Raw genomic sequence first — 19799 nt, 5'->3', positions numbered from 1 at the left:
CGCTGCCGGCGTCACGCCCCCGTGGCCGTCAGCCGCTTGCGCAGCAGGCCCGCGAGCTGGTCGGTTCGCGCGGGGAGAGCGTGTACGGCTCCCCCGACCGGCGCAGCGTCGCCAGGGGGCTCGACCTACGCCGTCACCACCGAGTTCCTGCCGCCCGACCGGCCCCTGTTCACCGGGCTGATGCGCGCCGCGCCCTGCCGGCCGGGCAGGCGCTGCCGGCGGCCGTCGCGGCCTGCCGTGGGCGTCAGCATGGTCGTCCCGACGGCGGGTGCGGCGTTCGACCCGGTCGGGGTGGCCGCCGGGCTCGCGTCCGCCGCGTCCATGTCGGCGGGCACGGTGCTCACCCAGCGCTGGGGCAGGCCCGAGGACGTCGGGCCGCCGGCCCTGACCGCCGGCAGCTCACCGCGGGCGGGCTGCTGATCGCGCCTGTCGCCTTCCAGGTGGAGGGCGCGCCCCGGCGCTCGACGGCCGGGCGGCCGCCGGTTACGCGCACCTCGCCCTGGCCAACACCCGCCGTCGTCCGGTGCGGCTCGCGGGCATGGCGATCGCCTTCGGGGCCACGCTCGCGGGTCGCGCCGAACGTTCGGAAATGCTGAAAGGACGAGTGAGAAAGTTTCGATGGACCTGAGCGGTGCGGCGGTGCGACGGTAGCTCCCACAACCAAGATCCCTCGACGGGGAGAGAGGCAGGGGCAACCGTGGCAGTCCTGGACCGGGTCCGTACCGATCGGCCGACGAAGGGGAGGGGCGTGGTCCTCGGAGCCTCCGGGCTCGGGCTGCTCCTCGCCGCCGTGGCGACGGTCGTCTGGTCCGGCAGCTTCGTCACCTCCCGGGCCCTGCACGACTCCGTCCCGCCCGTGCAGGCCGCCTTCTGGCGGTGGGTCGTCGCGATCCTCGCCGTCGCCCCCTTCGCCGCCCGCCCCGCGTGGCGACGACGGCATCTGATCCGCCGGCACCTCGGCTTCGTCACGCTCGCCTCGCTGCTCGGCGTCACCGTCTACAACACGCTCGTCAACCAGGCCGGTCTCACCACCCCCGCCGGAACGATGGGCATGGTCATGGCCGCCTCACCGGTCCTGATGGCGCTGTACGAGAGGCTCGGCGGCGCCCGACCGGGCCCCCGCCGCCTGACCGGCATGCTGATCGCCTGCGCCGGTGTGCTGCTCCTGGTCGGCAAGGGCTCCCTCGCGGCGGACCTGGCCGCCGGTGACCTCTGGATCGTCGCCGCCGCGGTGTGCTTCGCCTCGTACAGTGCCCTGCTCAGGCGGCGCCCGGCCGAACTGGGCGGTGCGGTCTTCCTCTTCGCCACGTTCGTGCTCGGCGCGCTGATGCTGCTGCCGGCGTACGGGGTCAGCCTCGCCGTGCAGGGCGGCTTCGCGCCCACGGCCGGCACGGTCGGGCCGCTGGTGTACGTCGGGGTCTTCTCCTCCGCGCTGGCTTTTTTCGCCTGGAACAAGGCGATCGCGCTGATCGGCGCGGCCCGGGCGGGAGTCGTGTACTACCTGCAGCCGGTGTGCGTGGCGCTGCTGTCCTGGCTGCTGATCGACGAGTCGATGGGCCCGTCGCACCTGCTGTGCATGGCGCTGATCCTGGGCGGTGTGGCGCTGGGTACGGCCCGGTCCCGGTGAACCGGCGTGAGGGCCCCGCGCCGCCGGCCGGGCGGTGGCACGAGGCCCTCACGAGACGGTCAGTGGGCGTGGGCGGCGGGGTCGTCGTCCGCGGGTGAGTCGCTGTGGGCGGTGGCGTGGTCGTCGTCGCGGTCGTCGGCGCCGTCCGGGTCCGTGGTCGTGGCGTGGACGGTGACGTCGTGGTGGGTGCCCCCGGCGGGGGCGGCGGTGGCCGTGGTGGTGAGTCCGAATGCCGTGGCGAGCAGAGCCAGGGCCGCGACGAGCGCGGCGGTCGTTGTGCGCGGTGTCATGCGGGTGTCCCCCTACGGAGTTCCGGGCCGTGCCCGCGCTCGTGCGCCGGGCACGCCAAGGAGTGTCCCCGTCCCGGATGGTGCGTCACAACCGTTATCGGGCTCGATGTCCTGGAGACGCCAAAGACCCTTCTTGAGGGAGGAAGGCCGGAAATATCCTTGTGTAGGTTGCGGGGATGACCGAGTGGGACATCAAGAAGCTCCAGATCCTCCGCACGCTGCGCGACCGGGGGACGGTGACCGCCACCGCGGAGGCCCTGCTGATGACCCCTTCCGCCGTGTCGCAGCAGCTCACCAACCTCTCCAAGCAGCTCGGCGTGCGGCTGCTCGAGGCCCACGGGCGGCGGGTCAGACTCACCGACGCGGCGCACCTGGTGCTGCGCCACGCCGAGGTGGTGTTCGCCCAACTGGAGCGGGCCGACGCCGAGTTGACCGGGTACCTCCAGGGGGAGGCGGGAGAGGTGCGGGTGGGGGCGTTCTCCACGGCCGTGCCCGCGCTGGTCGTTCCGGCCGTGCTGCGGCTGCGCGCGGCGTACCCGGCCCTGGAGGTGCGGGTGCGGGAGGCGGAGGCCGCCGAGGCGTACGAGCTGCTGTCGGCCGGGCAGGTGGACCTGGCGCTGTCCCTGGCGGCCCATGCCCCGACGGCCCGGGACCCCGGGTTCAGCCGCGTACCGCTGCTGGCGGACCCGCTGGACGTGGCCCTCCCGGCGGGGCACGCGCTGGCCGCCGCGCCCGGGCTGCGGCTGGCCGACCTGTCTGGGGAGCGGTGGATCTTCGGCGGCAGCGGGCCCTGGTCGGAGATCACCAGGGCGGCCTGTGAGGCGGCCGGTTTCGTGCCCGAGCAGGCGCATTCGGCCGCCGGGTGGACGGCGATCCTCGCCATGGTGGAGGCCGGGATGGGCATCGCGCTGGTGCCGCGCATGGCGGCCGCCGAGCGGTCCTCGGGGGTGGTGATGCGGGTCCTGGAGGCCGACCAGCCCCGTCGCCACGTGGTCGCGGCGGTCCGCCGGGGCGCCGAGACCGCACCCGCGGTCTCCCGCCTGCTCGCCGCCCTCCGCGAGGTGGCCGCCCGCCGGTGAGCCGCGGTGGGGCGAGGTGTGCTCGGGCGGCGCGCGTTCAGGCGGGGCGCGCGAGGCCCGCGAGCAGGGTGTCGGTGGCCGCCTTGAGCTCGGCGGGCGTCCGTGCGCCGTCCCGGGTCAGGTGGTGCACCAGGCTCGGCGTGAACGGCGCCAGCAGCATGTGGGCCAGCAGCGAGGCGTCGGCCTCCGGGCTCACCCGCGTGACGAGCACGGTCACGTGCGCGTGCATGGTCGCGTACGCGCCACTGCTGTAGCGGGCGCTCGGCGCGGCCGCCTCCGCCGCGAGCAGCATGTCGAGCTGGTCGCCCACGCGGTCGGCCAGGGCGTGCAGGAAGGCACGCAGCCGCTCCAGGGGCGGGGCATCCGGGCCCAGCGGCGGCGGGCCGGTCATGAACGCCTCCTGGAACCGCTGCTCCCGCTCGTCGAGCAGGGCGAACAACAATTGGGCGACGTCCCCGAAGCGGCGGTAGACCGTGCCCACACCGATACCGGTCTCGCGCGCGACCGCGTTCATCGTCAGGGCGCCCGGGCCCTTGTCCGCGACGATCCGCGCGGCCGCCTCCAGGATGCGGCGGCGGTTGCCGGCCGCGTCGGCCCGCTCGGCGCGCCCCGCGCCTCGCCGCTGCGGCTCGTTCATGCTCCCAGCATATCCCCCGTACCGGATAACTATCCGCTTCGCCCCTCGGCCCTGGGCACATCCTTTCAGTTCACCTGAACAGCCAGTGAAGAAACTTCCACTGGACCTGACCGGTCGGGTGGCGCGACAGTCGGGGCATGACCTTCGACGCCGGCCACACCGCCCCCGACCAGGACCCGCACGCCAACGACGCCGCCCCGTACGGCGGCGGTGACCCCTACGCCGACTACCGCGCCGGCGACTTCCCCTTCACCGAGCTGGTCGACCTGGCCGACCGGCGCCTGGGTGCCGGGGTGGTCGCCGCCAACGACGAGTTCTTCGCCGAGCGTGAGAACCTCCTGGTGCGCGAGCGGGCCGTCTTCGACCCGGAGCACTTCGGGCACAAGGGCAAGATCATGGACGGCTGGGAGACCCGCCGCCGGCGCGGCACCGACGGCGACGACCCCTTCCCGGCCCCCGAGGACCACGACTGGGCGATCATCCGCCTGGGCGCCCCCGGAGTCATCCGCGGCATCGTCGTCGACACCGCCCACTTCCGCGGCAACTACCCGCAGCGCGTCTCCGTCCAGGCCGCCTCCGTCGCCGGCTCGCCCGGCCCGGAGGAGCTGCTCGCCGGCGACGTGAAGTGGGAGGAGCTCGTCCCGCCCACCCCCGTGCGCGGCCACGCCGCCAACGGCTTCACGATCAGCGCCGAGCGCCGCTTCACCCACCTGCGCCTGTGCCAGCACCCCGACGGCGGCATCGCCCGCCTGCGCGTCCACGGCGAGGTCGTGGCCGACCCCGAGTGGCTGGAGCTGCTCGGCACGATCGACCTCGTCTCCGTACTCAACGGGGGCGCGTACGAGGACGCGTCGGACCGGTTCTACTCCTCGCCCACGCAGATCATCCTGCCGGGCACGTCGCGCAAGATGGACGACGGCTGGGAGAACCGCCGCCGCCGTGTGCGCGGCACCAACGACTGGGTGCGCTTCCGGCTGGCCGCCCGCGGCGCCGTCCGGGCCATCGAGATCGACACCGCGTACCTCAAGGGCAACTCCGCGGGGTGGATCGCCCTCCAGGGCCGTGACGGCGACAGTGGCGACTGGTTCGAGATCATCCCGCGCACCCGGCTCCAGCCCGACACCCTGCACCGGTTCACACTGCCGGCGCCGGCCGTCGCCACCCACGTCCGCCTCGACGCCTTCCCCGACGGCGGCATCGCCCGGATGCGCCTGCACGGCGAGCTCACCGACGAGGGCGCCGCCACGCTGCGCGCCCGCTGGGCCGAGCTGAACGGCTGACCGGTCTCCGCCCGGCGGACGGCCGCGCACCGATCGCCCGTCCGCCGGGCGGCTTTCATCACTTTTCCGTCACGAGGGGCGCCCTACAGGGGAGGGCGCCCCTCGTGCTGTCTGTTGTGGTCAACTCGCGCAGAAAGGGCCCCTTTTGCGCGTGACTATGCTCAAACACTGTGTGACTGAGGACTTTTTTCAGTCAGTTTTGGGCAGGGTGGGGCGGCCGATGAACATCCCCACATGACCGCAGGACCGGAGAACCGATGGACAGCAACCTCGCCATTCAGCCGACCACTGATGGCCAGGCATTCGACCAGGCGCAAGTCCCGCTCTACTACAGCCGCAAGACGGCGGACATCCTCCACAAGTACGGGCCGGGACCCCGCGTCCACTACCACGTGGGGCTGTTCGCACCGGGCGCCGCGCCCAACACCACCGTCTCCCAGCGAGTTCTCAAGCGCCGCATAGTCGAGTCCCAGGAGGCGATCGTCGCGCACGCGGCCCGCGCCTGGGGCGCGTACGCCACCCCGCCCGGCAAGCTCCTGGACATCGGCTGCGGTGTCGGCGGCGGCTCGCTGTACTGGGCTCAGGAGCACGGCACCAAGGTCACCGGCATCACGGTCACCGGCGAACACGTGCCGCTGATCGAGGAGTTCGCCCGGCGGGCGGGCGTCGCGAGCCGCGTCACCCCGCTGGTCGGTGACATCCACGACTTCACCGGCAAGCGCAAGTTCGACGCCGCGTACGCCAACGAGAGCTCCGGCTACATGGACCGCGAGCGGCTCTTCCAGGTGGTCGCCAAGGCCCTGAAGCCCGGCGGCTGGTTCGGGCTCCAGGAACACTTCGTCCGCCGCCCCGAGTGGACCGAGTTCATCGACGGCTACTACAGGACGCGGCTCGGCACCCTGACCGAGTACATCCTCGCCGCCGAGGCGGCCGGCTTCGAACTCGAGCAGGACGAGGACGTCACCGACCGCGTCGCCGAGTTCTGGGTGCAGTCCATGGCCTGGAACACGGCCGAGCTGGAGCGCGTCGAGCGCGGCGCGGGCCGGGAGGGCGCCGCCGAGAGGACCGCCTGGACCCGTGAACGCCTCCAGCAGTCCACGATCACGCACGGCAAACTGTTCCGGATCTGGCGCGACCACGCCATGGAGACCCGGCTGCTGCTCTTCCGCCTGGGCGGAGGAAGCTGACGATGCCGCCCGTGTACGCGAAGGACGCGCCCCCCTCACGGATCGGCTGGAAGCTGCCGCCGTTCCACTGCCCCTTCGAGCGGGACCTCATCCACCCCAAGGCCGCCGAGCTGGAAGAGCGGGCCATCGCGTGGATCGACGCGTACGGGCTGTACCCGGACCCCGTCGAACGCGCGTGGGGACTGGCCACCCACAGCGCCGACTTCACCAGCCGGATCATCCCGTACGGCGACATCGAGCCCGTCCTGCTCTTCATCGAGTGGAACTACTGGGCCAACGCCGTCGACGACTGGCAGGACTCCGGGTCCACCGCCACGCGGACGGCCGACATCGCCGACCACAGCGCCCGCCTGGTGCGTGCCATCGAGGCCCCCGGCTCGGGACTGCTGCCGCCCGGGCCGCTCACCGATGCCCTGGAGGACCTGGTCACCCGGACGCGGGCGATGCTCACGCCCTTCCAGTTGCGCAGGTTCACCGAGGGGACGCGCGACTGGCTCTTCGGGGCAAGCTGGCAGACCGCCAACGCCGAGCGCGGTGTCATGCCGTCCCTCAACGAGTTCGCCGCGATGCGGATGTCCGTCAACGGAACCCGCTTCACCCTCACCTGGTGCGACGCCGCGAACGGCATCCACCTGCCGGCCGACGTGCTGTACTCGGCCCCCGTCCAGGCGCTGACCGACGCCGCCGGATTCATCGTCTCCTGCGACAACGACCTCTTCTCCTACAACAAGGAGGATCACCAGGAGCCACGGGAGCAGAACCTGCTCAACGTGATGGCCCTGCACCACCACTGCACACCCGCCGAGGCGCTCGCCCCGGCGGTCGCCCTCCGGGACCGGGCCATGACGCTGTTCGTCCGGCTGCGCGACCGGCTCGCCCGCCACGCCGACGCGCCCCTGCGCCAGTACCTCGACTCGCTCGCGCACTACGTCGCGGGCTGCATCGCGTGGCAGAACCTGGCACCCCGCTACGCCAGCCCCCGCAACCGCAACGCACTCCCGGCCGAAGGCGCGTCGTACGACATCACCTGGCGGGACACCCCGAGCGACCCCAGCCCCGAGCCGCCACCGGTCCCGGCGATCGCCTGGTGGTGGCGGCAGCTCGAGGACTGACGTCCGGCGCCGCTCAGTGGAGCCCGAGCAAGCGGCGCCACCAGGGCCGCCGGGCCCGGGGACCGTCCTGCACGGGGGCAGGACCGGGTGACGAGTCCACTGCCTCGGGCAACGGCTGCGAGGACCCGGTACCGGGGACGGGAGCGACCGTGGTGCCCGTGGCCCCGCGGGGCGTGAACGTCACCGGGAGGGCCACGAGCTGCCGCGACATCAGCGACGACTCCCAGCGCAGCTCGTCCTGCGCCACCGCCAGCTCCAGATCGGGGAGCCGGGACAGCAGGACGTCGATGCCGGTGTCCGCGATGGCCCGGCCGATGTCCTGGCCCGGGCACTCGTGCGGGCCGCCGCTGAACGCCAGGTGGGAACGGTTGCCGTGCACCGGGACCGTCAGGTCCGGCCGGATCGCCGGGTCGACGTTGGCAGCGGCCAGACCCAGCAGCAGCATGTCCCCGGCCTTGATCGGCTGACCGCCCAACCGGGTGTCGCCGGTGGCCCACCGCCCCAGGATCGTGGTGAGCGGCGGCTCGTCCCACAGCACCTGCTCCAGGGCGTCGGGCAGGGTCATGTGGCCGCCGGAGAGGTCGGCCCGGAAGCGGCGGTCGGTGAGCACCAGGCGCAGCGTGTTGGCGATCAGGTTCGCGGTCGTGGAGAAGGCCGCGATCAGCACCAGACGCAGGTGCTCGACGATCTCCGTGTCGGAGAGCGACGTCTCGTGCTCCAGCAGCCAGGAGGTGAAGTCCCGGCCCGGCACCTCCCGCTTGCGCGCCAGCAGCTCCTGGAGCGTCTCGGTGACGTACGCGTTGCTGGCGACGGCCGTCTCCGTGCCCTTGATCATGTCGCGGGCGGCCTCCACGAGCCTCGGGCCGTACGAGTCCGGCGCGCCGACGAGCTGGGTCATCACCAGCATCGGCAGCGGTTCGGCGAAGTCCGCGACCAGATCCGCCCGGCTGGTCTCGGCGAAGCCGTCGATGAGCTGGTCGGCGAACCGCTTCACATACCGGCGCACACCGCGCCGGTCGAAACGCTCCAGCGACTCGGTGACGGCACCGCGCAGCCGCCTGTGCTCCGGCCCGTCCTGGAAGTTGCACACCGGCTGCCACGCGGCGATCGGGGCGAGCGGGTGGTCCGCCGCCACCTTGCCCTCCTGCATGGCACGCCAGAGCCGGGAGTCCCGCGAGAACCGCGACGGCGTCCGTGCCACGTCCAGGTTCTCCCGGTGGCCCAGCACCAGCCAGGCGGGCAGGTCGCCATGGACGAGGACGGGGGCGACGCTGCCGTGCTCGGCGCGCAGCTTCTCGTACAGGCCCATCGGGTCGGCCTCGGCCTCCGGGCCGTACAGCCGGTGCGCGGGGCAGCCCGGTGGCGGGCCGGACGGGGTCGGGTCGGTCGACGGCGTGGTCACGAGGCCTCCGGGGTCACGGCGAGGGAGTGCAGGTAGCGCATCAGCGTCATCAGGACGTCCCGGCTGGAGTCGCGGCGCCGGGCGTCGCACAGGACGATCGGGACGGAGGCGGGCAGGTCCAGGGCGCCGCGCAGCTCCTCCAGGGGGTACTGGGGCGCGTCGGGGAAGGAGTTGACGGCGACCACGAAGGGGACGCCGCGCTCCTCCAGCCTGCCCAGCACGTCGAAGCTGACCTCCAGCCGGCGGGTGTCGACGAGGACCACCGCGCCCAGGGCTCCCTCGAACAGCCCGCGCCACAGGAACCAGAAGCGCTCCTGGCCCGGGGTGCCGAAGAGGTACAGCACCAGTTCGTCGTTGATGCTGATCCGGCCGAAGTCCATGGCCACGGTGGTCGAGCGCTTGCTCCGCTCCACGCCCGCCGTGTCGTCGACGCCGACCCCGGCCTGGGTCATGGTCTCCTCGGTGGTCAGCGGCCGGATCTCGCTCACCGAGCCCACCAGGGTGGTCTTGCCCACGCCGAAGCCGCCGACGATCACCACCTTGACCGCGGCGGCGGCCGTCGCCGGCAGGGCGTCCTCGTCGCGCGGCCCGGCGGGTGGCTCAGAGCTTCTGAAGTCCATCGATCACTGCCTCAATCAATGCCAGGTCGGGGAGTTCGGCGCGGGCGACGGGCGCGCGCGCCAGGACGTCTCCGGCGGTGAGCAGGTCACCCACCAGGACGGTCACCACGCTCACGGGCAGGGCGAGGTACGCCGAGATCTCGGCCATCGACAGCGGTGCCTGGCACATCCGCATGATCGCCGAGTGCTCCGGCTGCATACCGGGCCTGGGCCCCGACCTGGCCACGATCAGGGTGACCAGGTCGAGCGGGGTGGACCCTAAGGGGCCGCTGCGGCCACCGGTGATCACGTAGAGCCGCTCGGGGCTGTGGTCCTCCCAGCCGTGGCCCTCGCCGCGCGGGGGGACCGGGTCGCTCACGCGGGCTGCCCGTCGCGCCGGGGCGGGCTGCTGAGGTGCTCTCCGATCCGTGCCACCAGGTCGCGCATCCGCTGGCCCATCAGGCCCGCGTCGACGCCCTCGTCGGCCAGGACGGCGAGGTAGGCACCCGCGCCGGCCGCCATCAGGTAGAAGAACCCGCCGTCCATCTCGATCACGACGAGCCGCATCCGCCCCTCGCTGTGCGGGAGTTCGGCGGCGACCGCGCCCGCGAGGCTCTGGAGGCCGGCGCAGGCGGCGGCCAGCCGGTCGGCCGTGTCGGTCTCGGCGCCGTACTGCGCCATCCGCAGGCCGTCGGCGGAGAGCACGATCACGTGGCGGGTCTGCGGCACGCTCTCGGCCAGGTCCTTGAGCATCCAGTCCATGTCGGGCCGCTGCTGACTCATGGCTGTTCCCCCTTGCTCGCCGGGGCCGGCGAGGCGTCGCTGTTCTGGTCTGCGCCGGTTGGGCGTTCACCGGACAGGCCGCTCTGGAAGGCGGCCAGCCACATGCCCGGCTGCACCTGGGGTGCGGGGTCCGGTTCGGTCGTGGTGGTCCGGGTGGTCGTGGTGGTGGCCGCCGCGGGGGCGGGCGTGGTGGTGGTCGTGGCGGGTTCCGCCGTCACGCGGGTCTTGCGGCGCCGCTGCGGCAGGCCGCTCGGGGTGCGCTCGGTGACGACGGGCGCGTCCGTCCCGGCCGTGGACGGGCCGGTGACCGGGCGGGACGGGCCGGACGGCCGGGCGGCGGTCTCGCGTACGGCCGGCTCCAGGGCGCCCCGGGGCCCGGAGGAGGTGCCGATGCCGTGGGCGAGGCCCGTGGCGGCCGAGGTGGTGGTGATCAGGTCCTGCGGTACGACCAGGACGGCGCGGACACCGCCGTACGCGGACGAGCGCAGCGAGACCTGGAAGTCGTACGCCTGCGACAGCCGGCCCACCACGGCGAGGCCCAGGCGCGGGGTCTCGCCCAGGTCGTTGAGGTCGATGCCCTGCTGGGCCTGGCGGAGCATGCGCTCGGCCCGGCCGCGGGCCTCCTCGCTCATGCTGACGCCGCCGTCCTCGATCTCGATGGCGATGCCCGCGTTCACGTCCACGGCCGTCAGGTGGACCTTGGTCTGCGGCGGGGAGTAGCGGGTGGCGTTGTCCAGCAGCTCGGCCAGCGCGTGGATGAGGGGCTCGACGGCGGGGCCGACGACGGCGACCTCGGAGACCGAGTGCAGCTCGACGCGCTGGTAGTCGATGATGCGGGACATCGCGCCGCGCAGCACGCTGTAGAGCGGTACGGCCCTGCTCCACTGGCGGCCGGGCCGGGCACCGCCCAGCACGGCGATGGAGTCGGCGAGCCGGCCGATGAGCGCGGTGCCGTGGTCGAGCCTGAGCAGGTCGCCGAAGACGCTCGGGCTCTGCCCGTGCCGGTCCTCCATCTCGCGCAGTTCCTGCGCCTGCTGGTGCACGATGGCCTGGACGCGCCGGGCGATGTTGACGAAGGCGCGCTGCGCCGACTCGCGCAGGTCCTCCTCGGCGACCACGGCGTCCAGCACCGAGCGCAGCACCGCCTGGTGGGCGGCCCGGAACTCGGGTGTCAGGCCCGGCTCGTAGGCGTCGGCGGCCTCCAGCGAGGCGAGGACGTCCTCGGGGAACTCGCCCCTGCGCAGCCGCGCCACGACGTCCGGCAGCAGCGTGCCGGCGAGCCGGACCGTCTCCGCCTCCTGCCGAGCGAGGGCCGTGCGCTGCTCGGCCACCGCGGCCCGCAGCCCGGCCAGTTCCCTGTCGCGCCGGGCTGCCGCGCCGCAGGCGAGCGCGACCGCGACGAACGCGGCGGCCCCGAGCCAGGCGACCGGGGTGCGGGCCGGCGCGGAGACCAGGGCCACGGCGACGGCGGTGCCCGCTGCGATCACGATGGCGGGCAACGCCCATATGCCGGGCGACGATCCCTCTCGAACCATCAGAACCCTCAAACGATCGAAAGCGAAAGATCAAAGGACACAACGGCCCGGAAGCTTATCGGTATCTGTGCACGGGTCTTGACAGCGGGTCAGGATGTGGACGCATCGGGCGAGCGTCGTGGCGCGAAGAAGCCCCGGACCCGATCGACCCGGGTCCGGGGCTTCTGGTGACATGCCGGTTACGCGTCGGCCGCCTGCGCCCTCAGCGCGCGCTCGACGCCCGCACGGGACTCCGACACCAGCCGCCGCAGCGCCGCGTTGGGCTCGGCCGCCGACAGCCAGGCGTCCGTCGCCTCCAGCGTCTCGCCCGACACCTGGAGCGCCGGGTACAGCCCGACCGCGATCTGCTGGGCCATCTCGTGCGAGCGGGACTCCCACACGTCCTTGACCGCCGCGAAGTACCTCTCCGTGTACGGGGCCAGCAGCTCGCGCTGGTCGGTCTGGACGAACCCGCCGATCACCGCCTCCTGCACGGCGTTCGGGAGCTTGTCCGACTCGACGACCGACGCCCACGCCTCGGCCTTGGCCTCCTCGGTCGGCCGGGCCGCCCGGGCGGTCGCCGCGTGCCGCTCGCCCGCCGCCGTCCGGTCCCGCTCGTACTCGGCGGCGATCTCCGCCTCGTCGTACACGCCCGTGGCCGCCAGCCGCTCCACGAACGCCCAGCGCAGCTCGGTGTCGACGACCAGGCCCTCGATCGTCTCGGTGCCCTCCAGCAGCCCGGTCAGCAGGTCGAGCTGCTGCGGCGTACGGGCGGTCGCCGCGAACGCCCGCGCCCACGCGAGCTGGTGGTCGCTGCCCGCCTCGGCGGTGCGCAGGTGGGCCAGCGTCGCCTCGGTCCAGCGCGCCAGCGCCGCCTCGCGCCGCTCGGGCGCCGCGTACAGGTCCAGGGCCAGCTTCACCTGCCGGTGCAGCGACTGCACCACACCGATGTCCGACTCCTTCGCGATGCCCGACAGCACCAGCTCCAGGTACGCGTGGGTGGCCAGCTCGCCGTCCCGCGTCATGTCCCAGGCCGACGCCCAGCACAGGGCGCGCGGCAGCGACTCGGTGAAGTCGCCCAGGTGCGCGGTGACGTTCTCCAGCGACACCTCGTCCAGGCGGACCTTGGCGTACGACAGGTCGTCGTCGTTGAGCAGCACCACGGCCGGGCGGCGCCTGCCCGCGAGCCGCGCCACCTCGGTCCGCTCGGTCGCCGTGACGTCCAGCTCCACCCGGTCGGTGCGGACGAGCTTGCCGCCCTCCAGGTCGTACAGGCCGATCGCGATCCGGTGCGGCCGCAGCACCGGCTCGCCCTTGGCGCCGGCGGGCAGTGCCGGGGCCTCCTGCCGTACCGCGAACGAGGTGATGACCCCGTCCCCGTCGACCTCGATCTCCGGCCGCAGCACGTTGATACCGGCGGTTTCCAGCCATGCCTTCGACCAGGTGCGCAGGTCCCGCCCGGAGGTCTCCTCCAGCGCGCCCAGCAGGTCCGACAGGCGGGTGTTGCCGTACGCGTGCCGCTTGAAGTACGCCCGCACGCCCCGGAAGAACGCGTCCTCACCGACGTACGCCACGAGCTGCTTCAGCACGGAGGCGCCCTTGGCGTAGGTGATGCCGTCGAAGTTGACCAGGACGTCGTCCAGGTCGCGGATCTCGGCCATGATCGGGTGCGTGGACGGGAGCTGGTCCTGCCGGTACGCCCAGGTCTTCATCGAGTTCGCGAACGTGGTCCACGAGTGCGGCCAGCGCGAGCCGGGCGCGGCGGCCTGGCAGGCGATCGAGGTGTACGTGGCGAACGACTCGTTCAGCCACAGGTCGTTCCACCACTCCATGGTGACCAGGTCGCCGAACCACATGTGCGCCAGCTCGTGCAGGATGGTCTCGGCACGCACCTCGTACGCCGCGTCCGTCACCTTGGAGCGGAAGACGTACTGGTCGCGGATGGTCACCGCGCCCGCGTTCTCCATCGCGCCCGCGTTGAACTCCGGCACGAAGAGCTGGTCGTACTTGGCGAAGGGGTACGCGTAGTCGAACTTCTCCTGGAACCAGTCGAAGCCCTGCCGCGTGACCTCGAAGATCGCGTCCGCGTCCAGGAACTCGGCCAGCGACGGACGGCAGTAGATGCCCAGCGGCACGACCTGCCCCTCCGGGCCCTCGTACGTGCTGTGCACCGCGTGATACGGGCCGACGATCAGGGCCGTGACGTACGTGGAGATCCGCGGCGTGGGCTCGAAGACCCAGAGGTCGTCCTTGGGCTCCGGCGTCGGGCTGTTCGAGATGACGGTCCAGCCGGCCGGCGCCTTCACTGTGAACTGGAACGTGGCCTTCAGGTCCGGCTGCTCAAAGGAGGCGAAGACCCGCCGCGCGTCCGGCACCTCGAACTGGGTGTAGAGGTACGCCTGGTCGTCGACCGGGTCGACGAACCTGTGCAGGCCCTCGCCGGTGTTCGTGTACGCGCAGTCCGCGACGACCGTCAGCTCGTTGCGCCCCTGCTTCAGGTGCTTCAGCGTGATCCGCGAGTCCCGGAAGACCGCCGCCACGTCCAGCGCGTGCCCGTTCAGGGTCACCTTGTGGACGGCCGGGGCGACCAGGTCGATGAAGCTCTCCGCCCCGTCCTCGGCGGAGTCGAAGCGCACGGTGGTCACGGACCGGTAGGTGCCGCCCTCCTGCGCGCCACTGAGATCCAGGTCGATCTCGTACGAGTCCACGGTCAGCAGCTCCGCCCGCCGCTGGGCCTCTTCACGGGTCAGGTTCGTGCCAGGCACCCGGTCATCTCCTCGTTGTGTGACGTTTCCGGTCATCCTTCCACGGCGGGTGCGGAAGGGGACGACCGATTACCGTCCGGCGCGGCCCCGCACGGCGGAGGGCGGCCACCCGTCACGGGTGACCGCCCTCCTGCGCGCACGTACCGGCGTCAGGCGCCCTTCAGCTCCGCCGCCACCAGCTCGGCGATCTGGACGGCGTTCAGCGCGGCGCCCTTGCGGAGGTTGTCGCCGGACAGGAACAGCGCGAGGCCGTTCTCGACGGTCTCGTCGACCCGGATGCGGCCCACGTAGGAGACGTCCTTGCCGGCCGCCTGGAGCGGGGTGGGGATCTCGGCGAGCTCCACGCCCTCGGCGTCCTTCAGCAGCTCGTAGGCGCGCTCCACGCTGATCGGGCGGTCGAAGCGGGCGTTGACCTGGAGGGAGTGGCCGGAGAAGACCGGGACGCGCACGCACGTGCCGGAGACCTTGAGGTCCGGGATCTCCAGGATCTTGCGGGACTCGTTGCGGAGCTTCTGCTCCTCGTCCGTCTCGAACGAGCCGTCGTCCACGATGGCACCGGCCAGCGGCAGCACGTTGAAGGCGATGGGGCGCTTGTAGACGCCCGGCTCCGGGTACGCCACGGCCTCACCGTCGTGGGTCAGCTCGGCGGCCTTCTCGGCGACCGCCTTGACCTGGCCGTCCAGCTCCGCGACGCCCGCCAGGCCCGAACCGGAGACGGCCTGGTAGGTGGTGGCGACCAGGGCGGTCAGCCCCGCCTCCTGGTGCAGCGGCTTGAGCACCGGCATGGCGGCCATGGTGGTGCAGTTCGGGTTGGCGATGATCCCCTTGGGGCGGTCCTTGATCGCGTGCGGGTTGACCTCGGAGACGACCAGCGGAACCTCGGGGTCCTTGCGCCAGGCGGAGGAGTTGTCGATCACCACGGCGCCCTGCGAGGCGACCTTCTCGGCCAGGGCCCGGGACGTGGCACCGCCTGCGGAGAAGAGCACGATGTCCAGACCGGTGTAGTCGGCCGTGGAGGCGTCCTCCACCGTCACCCCGTCCAGCAGCGTGCCCGCCGACCGGGCGGAGGCGAACAGCCGGAGCTCGTCGACGGGGAAGTTCCGCTCGGTGAGGATCCTGCGCATGACCGTGCCGACCTGACCGGTGGCTCCGACGATTCCGACCTTCACGGGGACTCCTCCGTACGTGCTTGCGGGCCTGGCGGCCTGGGTGCCGCACCCATGATGCGTATCACCTGGCCCGGCTTGTCCAATTCATTGTCCGGGACGTGAGAAGCAGCACGCGAGCCGACGCGAAGGGCGGGCGCCCGGTCCGGACGCCCGCCCTCACCCACCGTGCGTACGGAGCTACGGAGTGACCTTCTCGATCACGACGCTGCCCGTGCCGGCGGCCGTGCCGCGCTTGGTCAGCAGCGCCACCTCGCCGAAGAACTGCCGCCCCTCGGGAGCCGCGCCGTTCACCAGCACTTCGGCGCTGACCTGGGCGGACGCGCCGCTCGCCAGGGTCACCGGCTTCGACTCGTCGACCTTGAGCGTGCCGAGCGCCGAGGAGAAGTACACGTCCTTGTAGGAGAACGTGGTCGTCCCGGCCGGCACCGCGTACCCGTCGACGACGATGGTGTACGTGCCCGGCTCGGGCTTGGCCACCGAGACCGACTCCTCGGAGTCACCGTCCGCCGACTGACCGACGACCTTGCCGTCCTTCAGGACGCTCAGGTCCAGGTCGGCGCCCTTGTCGGAGGTGTTGCCGATCACGACGTCGAGGCGCTCCACGCCCTCGCCGACCGTCACCGTGCTGGTCTGCGACTCGTGGTTCGCGATCGTCGGCGTGGCGACCTTGGCGGAACCGAGCGAGCCGCCCTTCAGCCTGCCGTCGATCGCGGCGAAGGTGTTGGTGACCTTCCAGTCCACCGCCGCCGGCGTGCCGACCTTCGCCTCCGGGACCGTCTTCACGGCCGGGTCGAAGGCCGCGCCCAGCAGCGTGACGTCCAGCTTGTACGGGTTGTCCAGGTCCGGCGACGTACGCCGCGACTCGACCTCGATCTCCCAGACGCCCGGCGCCGGGTCGGCGTACGAGCGCACGTCCGGGCGGCAGGTGTTGGCCGGGTTGTAGTGCGGGTAGCACAGGTTGGACGCGGTGTCCTCGACGGCCACACCGTAGGGGTGGATGGAGATGAACCGGGTCTGGCTCTTCTCCTTCAGCCCGGAGATCGCCACCTCCAGCGCCTTGGCGCCCTGGGGGACGGTCACGAAGTAGGACTTGTGGCTGTTGCGCTGCACGCTGCCGCTCGCCGAGAACGTGTACGAGGGCTTCGCCAGGTCGTGCGCGACGACCACGGTGGCGAGGATCTGCTTGTCGACGCCCTCGGTGTCCTCGTCGTCGGCCTCGATGATCGCGCTGTGCACGCCCGCCGAGCCCGGCTTCGCCTGCACCTTGACGGTGACCGGCTTGTTCAGCGGCAGGTCCACCTCGTCGTCGCCGAGGATGCGGAAGGTGCCGTCGTTGTACTTCAGGTCCAGCTCGTGCTCGACCGGCCGGTCCGGGCCGGTCGTGCGCGTGATGGTGACGTCGTAGACCTTCTTCTGGCCGGCCTTGAGGCCGCCCTCACGGTCGTAGATGCCGGTGCCGGGCTTCTTCAGGTGCTGGTCCAGCGCGGTGTCGACCGGCGCGGCGACCTTGTAGTCGTGCGCGGTCGCGCCGTCCTTGACCGACTCCCAGGCGTCCACGACGTCGATCAGGCCGGAGCCCTGCTCGTGTGCGGCGACACCGGAGATGCGGTTGGCGGTGCTGGTCAGCGCGGTGCGCAGGGTCAGCGGCGACAGCTCGATCTTCTTCTGCTTCGCGGCCGAGATCAGCAGCGCGCTCGCGCCCGCCGCCTGCGGCGAGGACATCGAGGTGCCGTTGAGCATCCCGTAACCGGCGGGCAGCTTGTAGCTGGTCTCGGGCACGCCGGCGCCCGCCATCCACAGCGGGATGGTGTTGACCGCCGAGCCGGGCGCGGAGATCGTCGGGGTGAAGCCGCCGTCCTCACGCGGGCCGCGCGAGGAGAAGGGGAACATGGCGTACTTCTTCTCGACGACCGAGTTGTAGTTGGCCGCCCAGGTCTCCCGGGAGATGGCCGCGCCCACCGAGACGACCTTGTCGGCCAGGCCGGGGTCGCCGATGGTGTTGATGCCGGGGCCCTCGTTGCCGGCCGAGATGACGAGCTGGACGCCGTAGGTGTCGATGAGCCGGCCGTACAGCTCGGCGCGCGCGTTGTCGCCGGAGTTCAGCGCCGGCAGACCGCCGATGGACATGTTGACGATGTCCACACCACGGTTGATGACGAGATCGGCCATGCCCTCGGTCAGGGCGGTGTTGGTGCAGCCGCCGGACCAGGTGCAGGCGCGCGAGGAGACCAGCTTCGCGCCGGGCGCGGCGCCGTTCATCTTCCCGCCGAACAGCCCGTGGGCGGCGGTGATGCCGGCGACGTGCGAGCCGTGGTCGGAGTTGACGACGCCGATGTTGACGTAGTCGGCCTTGTCCCCGGCGTCGTTGAAGACGACGTCCTTGCGGATCTCGACCACGAACGGGATGCGCTCGGCGACCTCGGTCGCCGGGTCGTCCGTACCGAAGTGGCCGATCTGGAAGCCGTCCTTGTACGGCTTCATCGCCACGTCGTCGGTGAAGTCGGCGTTGTCGTTCAGGTCGACCCGGACCGTGCCGGCGGCGGCGTCGTACAGCACGCCCCACGCGTCGGTGGTGTCGCCGTCCCGGTTGAGGTCGCCGGCCATGTCACCGCCCTTGGTGACGGCCTCGGCGAACCGGCTGTAGGCGTGCTTGCCGGCCGGTGCGGTGAAGGTGCGCCCGCCGGCGGTGAACGTGGGCCCCTCCACGGCCACGTTCATCCGCCGCCAGGTGCCGTCGCCGTCGCCGACGGGGTCAGTGGCGGTGACCCAGTCGGTGATCTTGCGCTCACCGGTGGTGGTCTTCTGGAGCGCCGGGTGGTCGAGGTCGACCCCGGAGTCCAGGATGCCGATGGTGACGCCCCGGCCGTCGGCCTTGGGGTACTTCTTCACGAAGTCGACCGCGCCGGTCTCGAAGGACGGGTTGTACGGGTTCTTCGCGGGGGTCTTGGCGTTCGGACCGGGGTACGTGGTCGTACCGGCCGTGGCCGCGTCCCGGGCGGCCGACTGGCCGGCGTCGGGCGAGGGGTCGTCCAGCTTGATCTCGTACTGGAGGTCGATCCCCTTGACGGACGGCAGCTTCGCCGCCCGGTCGAGCGCGGACTCCGCCTTCGCGGTGGGCAGGGTGGCGCGGACGTAGCCGAGCTTGTCGTACGTCGTGCCGACCGTGGCGCCCGTGACGCCGCCGAGCTGCTCGGCGACCTGCTCGGTCTGGCCGGGGGCGGTGGCCACCATGACGGTGACGGTCTTCTTGCCCGTGGCCTCGGCCTCGGCGAGCCGCTCGTGGTCGGCGGAGCCCAGCTTGTCCGCGGTGGCGGACGTGGGGGCGGGCTTGGGCGGTGCGGGGTCCGCCGGGGTCTCGGCGGCGAGCACCGGGGCGGTGCCGGCCGCGACGAGCGCGGCCACCAGGCCGGCGGCCGCGGCCACGCGGGCCGCCCGTCTGTGCCCGGGGGCCGGGCTGCCTGATATGGAGCCCTGGGATTCGAGGGTGGTCATCAGCATCCCTGTAAGTGATAGAGACAGTCCGGAATTCGGTGCCGGATGACCGCTCACCCTTTCGTAAGTGACAGGGCTTTGTGGAGGGTTGTCAGAGGTCAGGATGCGGTCATGGCGTACATCCGCCACTGCGGCATGTACGCCATGAGGAACGAACCGGGGTCAAACCCCCTTATGTAGTTGAGTATTCAGCTTTTCAGGCCTCTTTCCCGCGTGCGCCGGTACGGGCGTAGTGCCGGGACGCCTTCGCACGGTTGCCGCACACCGCCATGGAGCACCAGCGGCGCGTGCCGTTGCGAGAGGTGTCGAAGAAGTGCAGGACGCACGCCTCGTGGGCGCAGGCCCGGATGCGGTCGGGCGCCCTGCGCAGCAGGTCCAGGTAGTCGCGGGCGGCCGTCCAGGCCGGGCCCCAGGACGGGTCGGCGAACTCGGGCTCCTCGCCGGGGCCTTCGGGGGTGAGCGTGGCGCGGATGCGGCCGTGGTCGAGCACCGCGTTCAGGCGGGCGGTGGCGCCCTTGTCGCCGGGGGCGTCCACGAGCGCGGCCAGGGCGTCGCGGGCGGCGAGGGTGTGCTCCAGGGCCGGCGCGTCGGCGCGGAAGCGGGCGTCGAGCCCGGTGCTCGCCAGCCAGACGGCCAGCCCGTCGTCGCCGGTGAGGAGGTCCCGGGGGGCGCCGTCCTCGATCCAGCGGGTGTTGAGCAGGTCGAGGCAGACCGGCTCGCCGACGAGCGGGCGGGGGTCGGATGCGGTCATCTCGGTCGTCTCCTCGTGCGCGCCACTAACCACTCAAGCGTACGTGACCGGTTGCGCCCCGACGGTCTAACCTTTAAAGTGCCATTGAACGGTTAGAAACCCGTCGACGAGA

At 72.1% G+C, this 19799-nt stretch carries 16 protein-coding genes and 1 pseudogene; 6 read left to right on the top strand and 11 right to left on the bottom strand.

What is annotated here, in order from left to right; genetic code table 11:
- Positions 1–36: 36 nt before the first annotated feature.
- A pseudogene (locus tag E2B92_RS14040) lies at positions 37–574 on the top strand (hypothetical protein); the annotation flags it as partial.
- A gap of 174 nt (positions 575–748) precedes the next feature.
- Complete coding sequence (locus E2B92_RS14035; protein ID WP_235023806.1) at positions 749–1627, top strand: DMT family transporter; 879 nt, start codon at positions 749–751, stop codon at positions 1625–1627.
- A 59-nt stretch (positions 1628–1686) separates the two neighbouring features.
- Here E2B92_RS14035 and E2B92_RS14030 read toward each other — a convergent pair whose 3' ends face one another.
- Positions 1687–1917, bottom strand: coding sequence for a hypothetical protein (locus tag E2B92_RS14030; RefSeq protein WP_126884038.1), 231 nt, complete (start codon positions 1915–1917; stop codon positions 1687–1689).
- A 176-nt stretch (positions 1918–2093) separates the two neighbouring features.
- On the opposite strand from E2B92_RS14030, the gene E2B92_RS14025 reads away from it, so the two are divergent.
- Positions 2094–2996 (top strand): LysR family transcriptional regulator, encoded by a 903-nt coding sequence (locus tag E2B92_RS14025; protein ID WP_126884037.1) that lies wholly within the window; start codon positions 2094–2096, stop codon positions 2994–2996.
- Between the two features lie 37 nt (positions 2997–3033).
- Here the strand turns inward: E2B92_RS14025 and E2B92_RS14020 are convergent, their stop codons facing one another.
- On the bottom strand, positions 3034–3633 hold the full coding sequence (locus E2B92_RS14020; protein ID WP_126884036.1) for a TetR/AcrR family transcriptional regulator: 600 nt from the start codon (positions 3631–3633) through the stop codon (positions 3034–3036).
- Positions 3634–3770: 137 nt separating this feature from the next.
- On the opposite strand from E2B92_RS14020, the gene alc reads away from it, so the two are divergent.
- The 3 genes from alc (at position 3771) to E2B92_RS14005 (ending at position 7212) form a co-directional block, all read left to right on the top strand.
- On the top strand, positions 3771–4913 hold the full coding sequence (gene alc / locus E2B92_RS14015; RefSeq protein ID WP_126884035.1) for an allantoicase: 1143 nt from the start codon (positions 3771–3773) through the stop codon (positions 4911–4913).
- Positions 4914–5170: 257 nt separating this feature from the next.
- On the top strand, positions 5171–6100 hold the full coding sequence (locus E2B92_RS14010; RefSeq protein ID WP_126884034.1) for a methyltransferase domain-containing protein: 930 nt from the start codon (positions 5171–5173) through the stop codon (positions 6098–6100).
- Positions 6101–6102: 2 nt separating this feature from the next.
- On the top strand, positions 6103–7212 hold the full coding sequence (locus E2B92_RS14005) for a terpene synthase family protein (RefSeq protein WP_126884033.1): 1110 nt from the start codon (positions 6103–6105) through the stop codon (positions 7210–7212).
- 13 nt (positions 7213–7225) lie between these two features.
- On the opposite strand, the gene E2B92_RS14000 is transcribed toward E2B92_RS14005, so the two are convergent.
- The 9 genes from E2B92_RS14000 to E2B92_RS13960 all read right to left on the bottom strand — a co-directional run bounded on the left by E2B92_RS14000 (position 7226) and on the right by E2B92_RS13960 (position 19687).
- Positions 7226–8614 carry a cytochrome P450 gene (locus tag E2B92_RS14000; RefSeq protein WP_126884032.1) on the bottom strand — a complete coding sequence of 463 codons (1389 nt, stop codon included), beginning with the start codon at positions 8612–8614 and terminating at the stop codon, positions 7226–7228.
- Positions 8611–9234 carry a GTP-binding protein gene (locus tag E2B92_RS13995; protein WP_126884031.1) on the bottom strand — a complete coding sequence of 208 codons (624 nt, stop codon included), beginning with the start codon at positions 9232–9234 and terminating at the stop codon, positions 8611–8613. The genes E2B92_RS14000 and E2B92_RS13995 overlap by 4 nt, the downstream gene beginning before the upstream one ends.
- Entirely contained in the window at positions 9215–9592 is a 378-nt protein-coding gene (locus E2B92_RS13990; RefSeq protein WP_126884030.1) for a DUF742 domain-containing protein, read from the bottom strand. The genes E2B92_RS13995 and E2B92_RS13990 overlap by 20 nt, the downstream gene beginning before the upstream one ends.
- Positions 9589–9996: a roadblock/LC7 domain-containing protein gene (locus tag E2B92_RS13985; RefSeq protein ID WP_073751149.1), complete on the bottom strand. Its 408-nt coding sequence runs from the start codon at positions 9994–9996 to the stop codon at positions 9589–9591. Before E2B92_RS13985 ends, E2B92_RS13990 begins: the two co-directional genes overlap by 4 nt.
- Complete coding sequence (locus E2B92_RS13980) at positions 9993–11531, bottom strand: sensor histidine kinase (RefSeq protein ID WP_126884029.1); 1539 nt, start codon at positions 11529–11531, stop codon at positions 9993–9995. Before E2B92_RS13980 ends, E2B92_RS13985 begins: the two co-directional genes overlap by 4 nt.
- A 179-nt stretch (positions 11532–11710) precedes the next feature.
- On the bottom strand, positions 11711–14275 hold the full coding sequence (gene pepN, locus E2B92_RS13975; protein WP_126884028.1) for an aminopeptidase N: 2565 nt from the start codon (positions 14273–14275) through the stop codon (positions 11711–11713).
- 149 nt (positions 14276–14424) lie between these two features.
- Positions 14425–15444 carry an aspartate-semialdehyde dehydrogenase gene (locus tag E2B92_RS13970; RefSeq protein ID WP_126884027.1) on the bottom strand — a complete coding sequence of 340 codons (1020 nt, stop codon included), beginning with the start codon at positions 15442–15444 and terminating at the stop codon, positions 14425–14427.
- A gap of 177 nt (positions 15445–15621) precedes the next feature.
- Positions 15622–18936 carry a S8 family serine peptidase gene (locus tag E2B92_RS13965; protein ID WP_399431065.1) on the bottom strand — a complete coding sequence of 1105 codons (3315 nt, stop codon included), beginning with the start codon at positions 18934–18936 and terminating at the stop codon, positions 15622–15624.
- Between the two features lie 196 nt (positions 18937–19132).
- Positions 19133–19687, bottom strand: a complete 555-nt coding sequence (locus E2B92_RS13960; RefSeq protein WP_126884025.1) for a CGNR zinc finger domain-containing protein — start codon at positions 19685–19687, stop codon at positions 19133–19135.
- Between the last annotated feature and the right edge of the window lie 112 nt (positions 19688–19799).

The sequence above is a fragment of the Streptomyces sp. WAC05374 genome, assembly GCF_004353505.1.
Classification (GTDB): Bacteria; Actinomycetota; Actinomycetes; order Streptomycetales; family Streptomycetaceae; genus Streptomyces.
Note: the sequence above shows the minus strand (reverse complement) of the source record. Positions and strands in the feature narration are given on the sequence as shown.

Bases quoted from the DNA above. Each gene is read 5' to 3' on its own strand.
- E2B92_RS14030 (WP_126884038.1), bottom strand. From the start codon at position 1,917: ATGACACCGCGCACAACGACCGCCGCGCTCGTCGCGGCCCTGGCTCTG.
- E2B92_RS14025 (WP_126884037.1), top strand. From the start codon at position 2,094: ATGACCGAGTGGGACATCAAGAAGCTCCAGATCCTCCGCACGCTGCGC.
- E2B92_RS14020 (WP_126884036.1), bottom strand. From the start codon at position 3,633: ATGAACGAGCCGCAGCGGCGAGGCGCGGGGCGCGCCGAGCGGGCCGAC.
- alc (WP_126884035.1), top strand. From the start codon at position 3,771: ATGACCTTCGACGCCGGCCACACCGCCCCCGACCAGGACCCGCACGCC.
- E2B92_RS14010 (WP_126884034.1), top strand. From the start codon at position 5,171: ATGGACAGCAACCTCGCCATTCAGCCGACCACTGATGGCCAGGCATTC.
- E2B92_RS14005 (WP_126884033.1), top strand. From the start codon at position 6,103: ATGCCGCCCGTGTACGCGAAGGACGCGCCCCCCTCACGGATCGGCTGG.
- E2B92_RS13995 (WP_126884031.1), bottom strand. From the start codon at position 9,234: ATGGACTTCAGAAGCTCTGAGCCACCCGCCGGGCCGCGCGACGAGGAC.
- E2B92_RS13985 (WP_073751149.1), bottom strand. From the start codon at position 9,996: ATGAGTCAGCAGCGGCCCGACATGGACTGGATGCTCAAGGACCTGGCC.
- E2B92_RS13980 (WP_126884029.1), bottom strand. From the start codon at position 11,531: ATGGTTCGAGAGGGATCGTCGCCCGGCATATGGGCGTTGCCCGCCATC.
- E2B92_RS13965 (WP_399431065.1), bottom strand. From the start codon at position 18,936: ATGACCACCCTCGAATCCCAGGGCTCCATATCAGGCAGCCCGGCCCCC.
- E2B92_RS13960 (WP_126884025.1), bottom strand. From the start codon at position 19,687: ATGACCGCATCCGACCCCCGCCCGCTCGTCGGCGAGCCGGTCTGCCTC.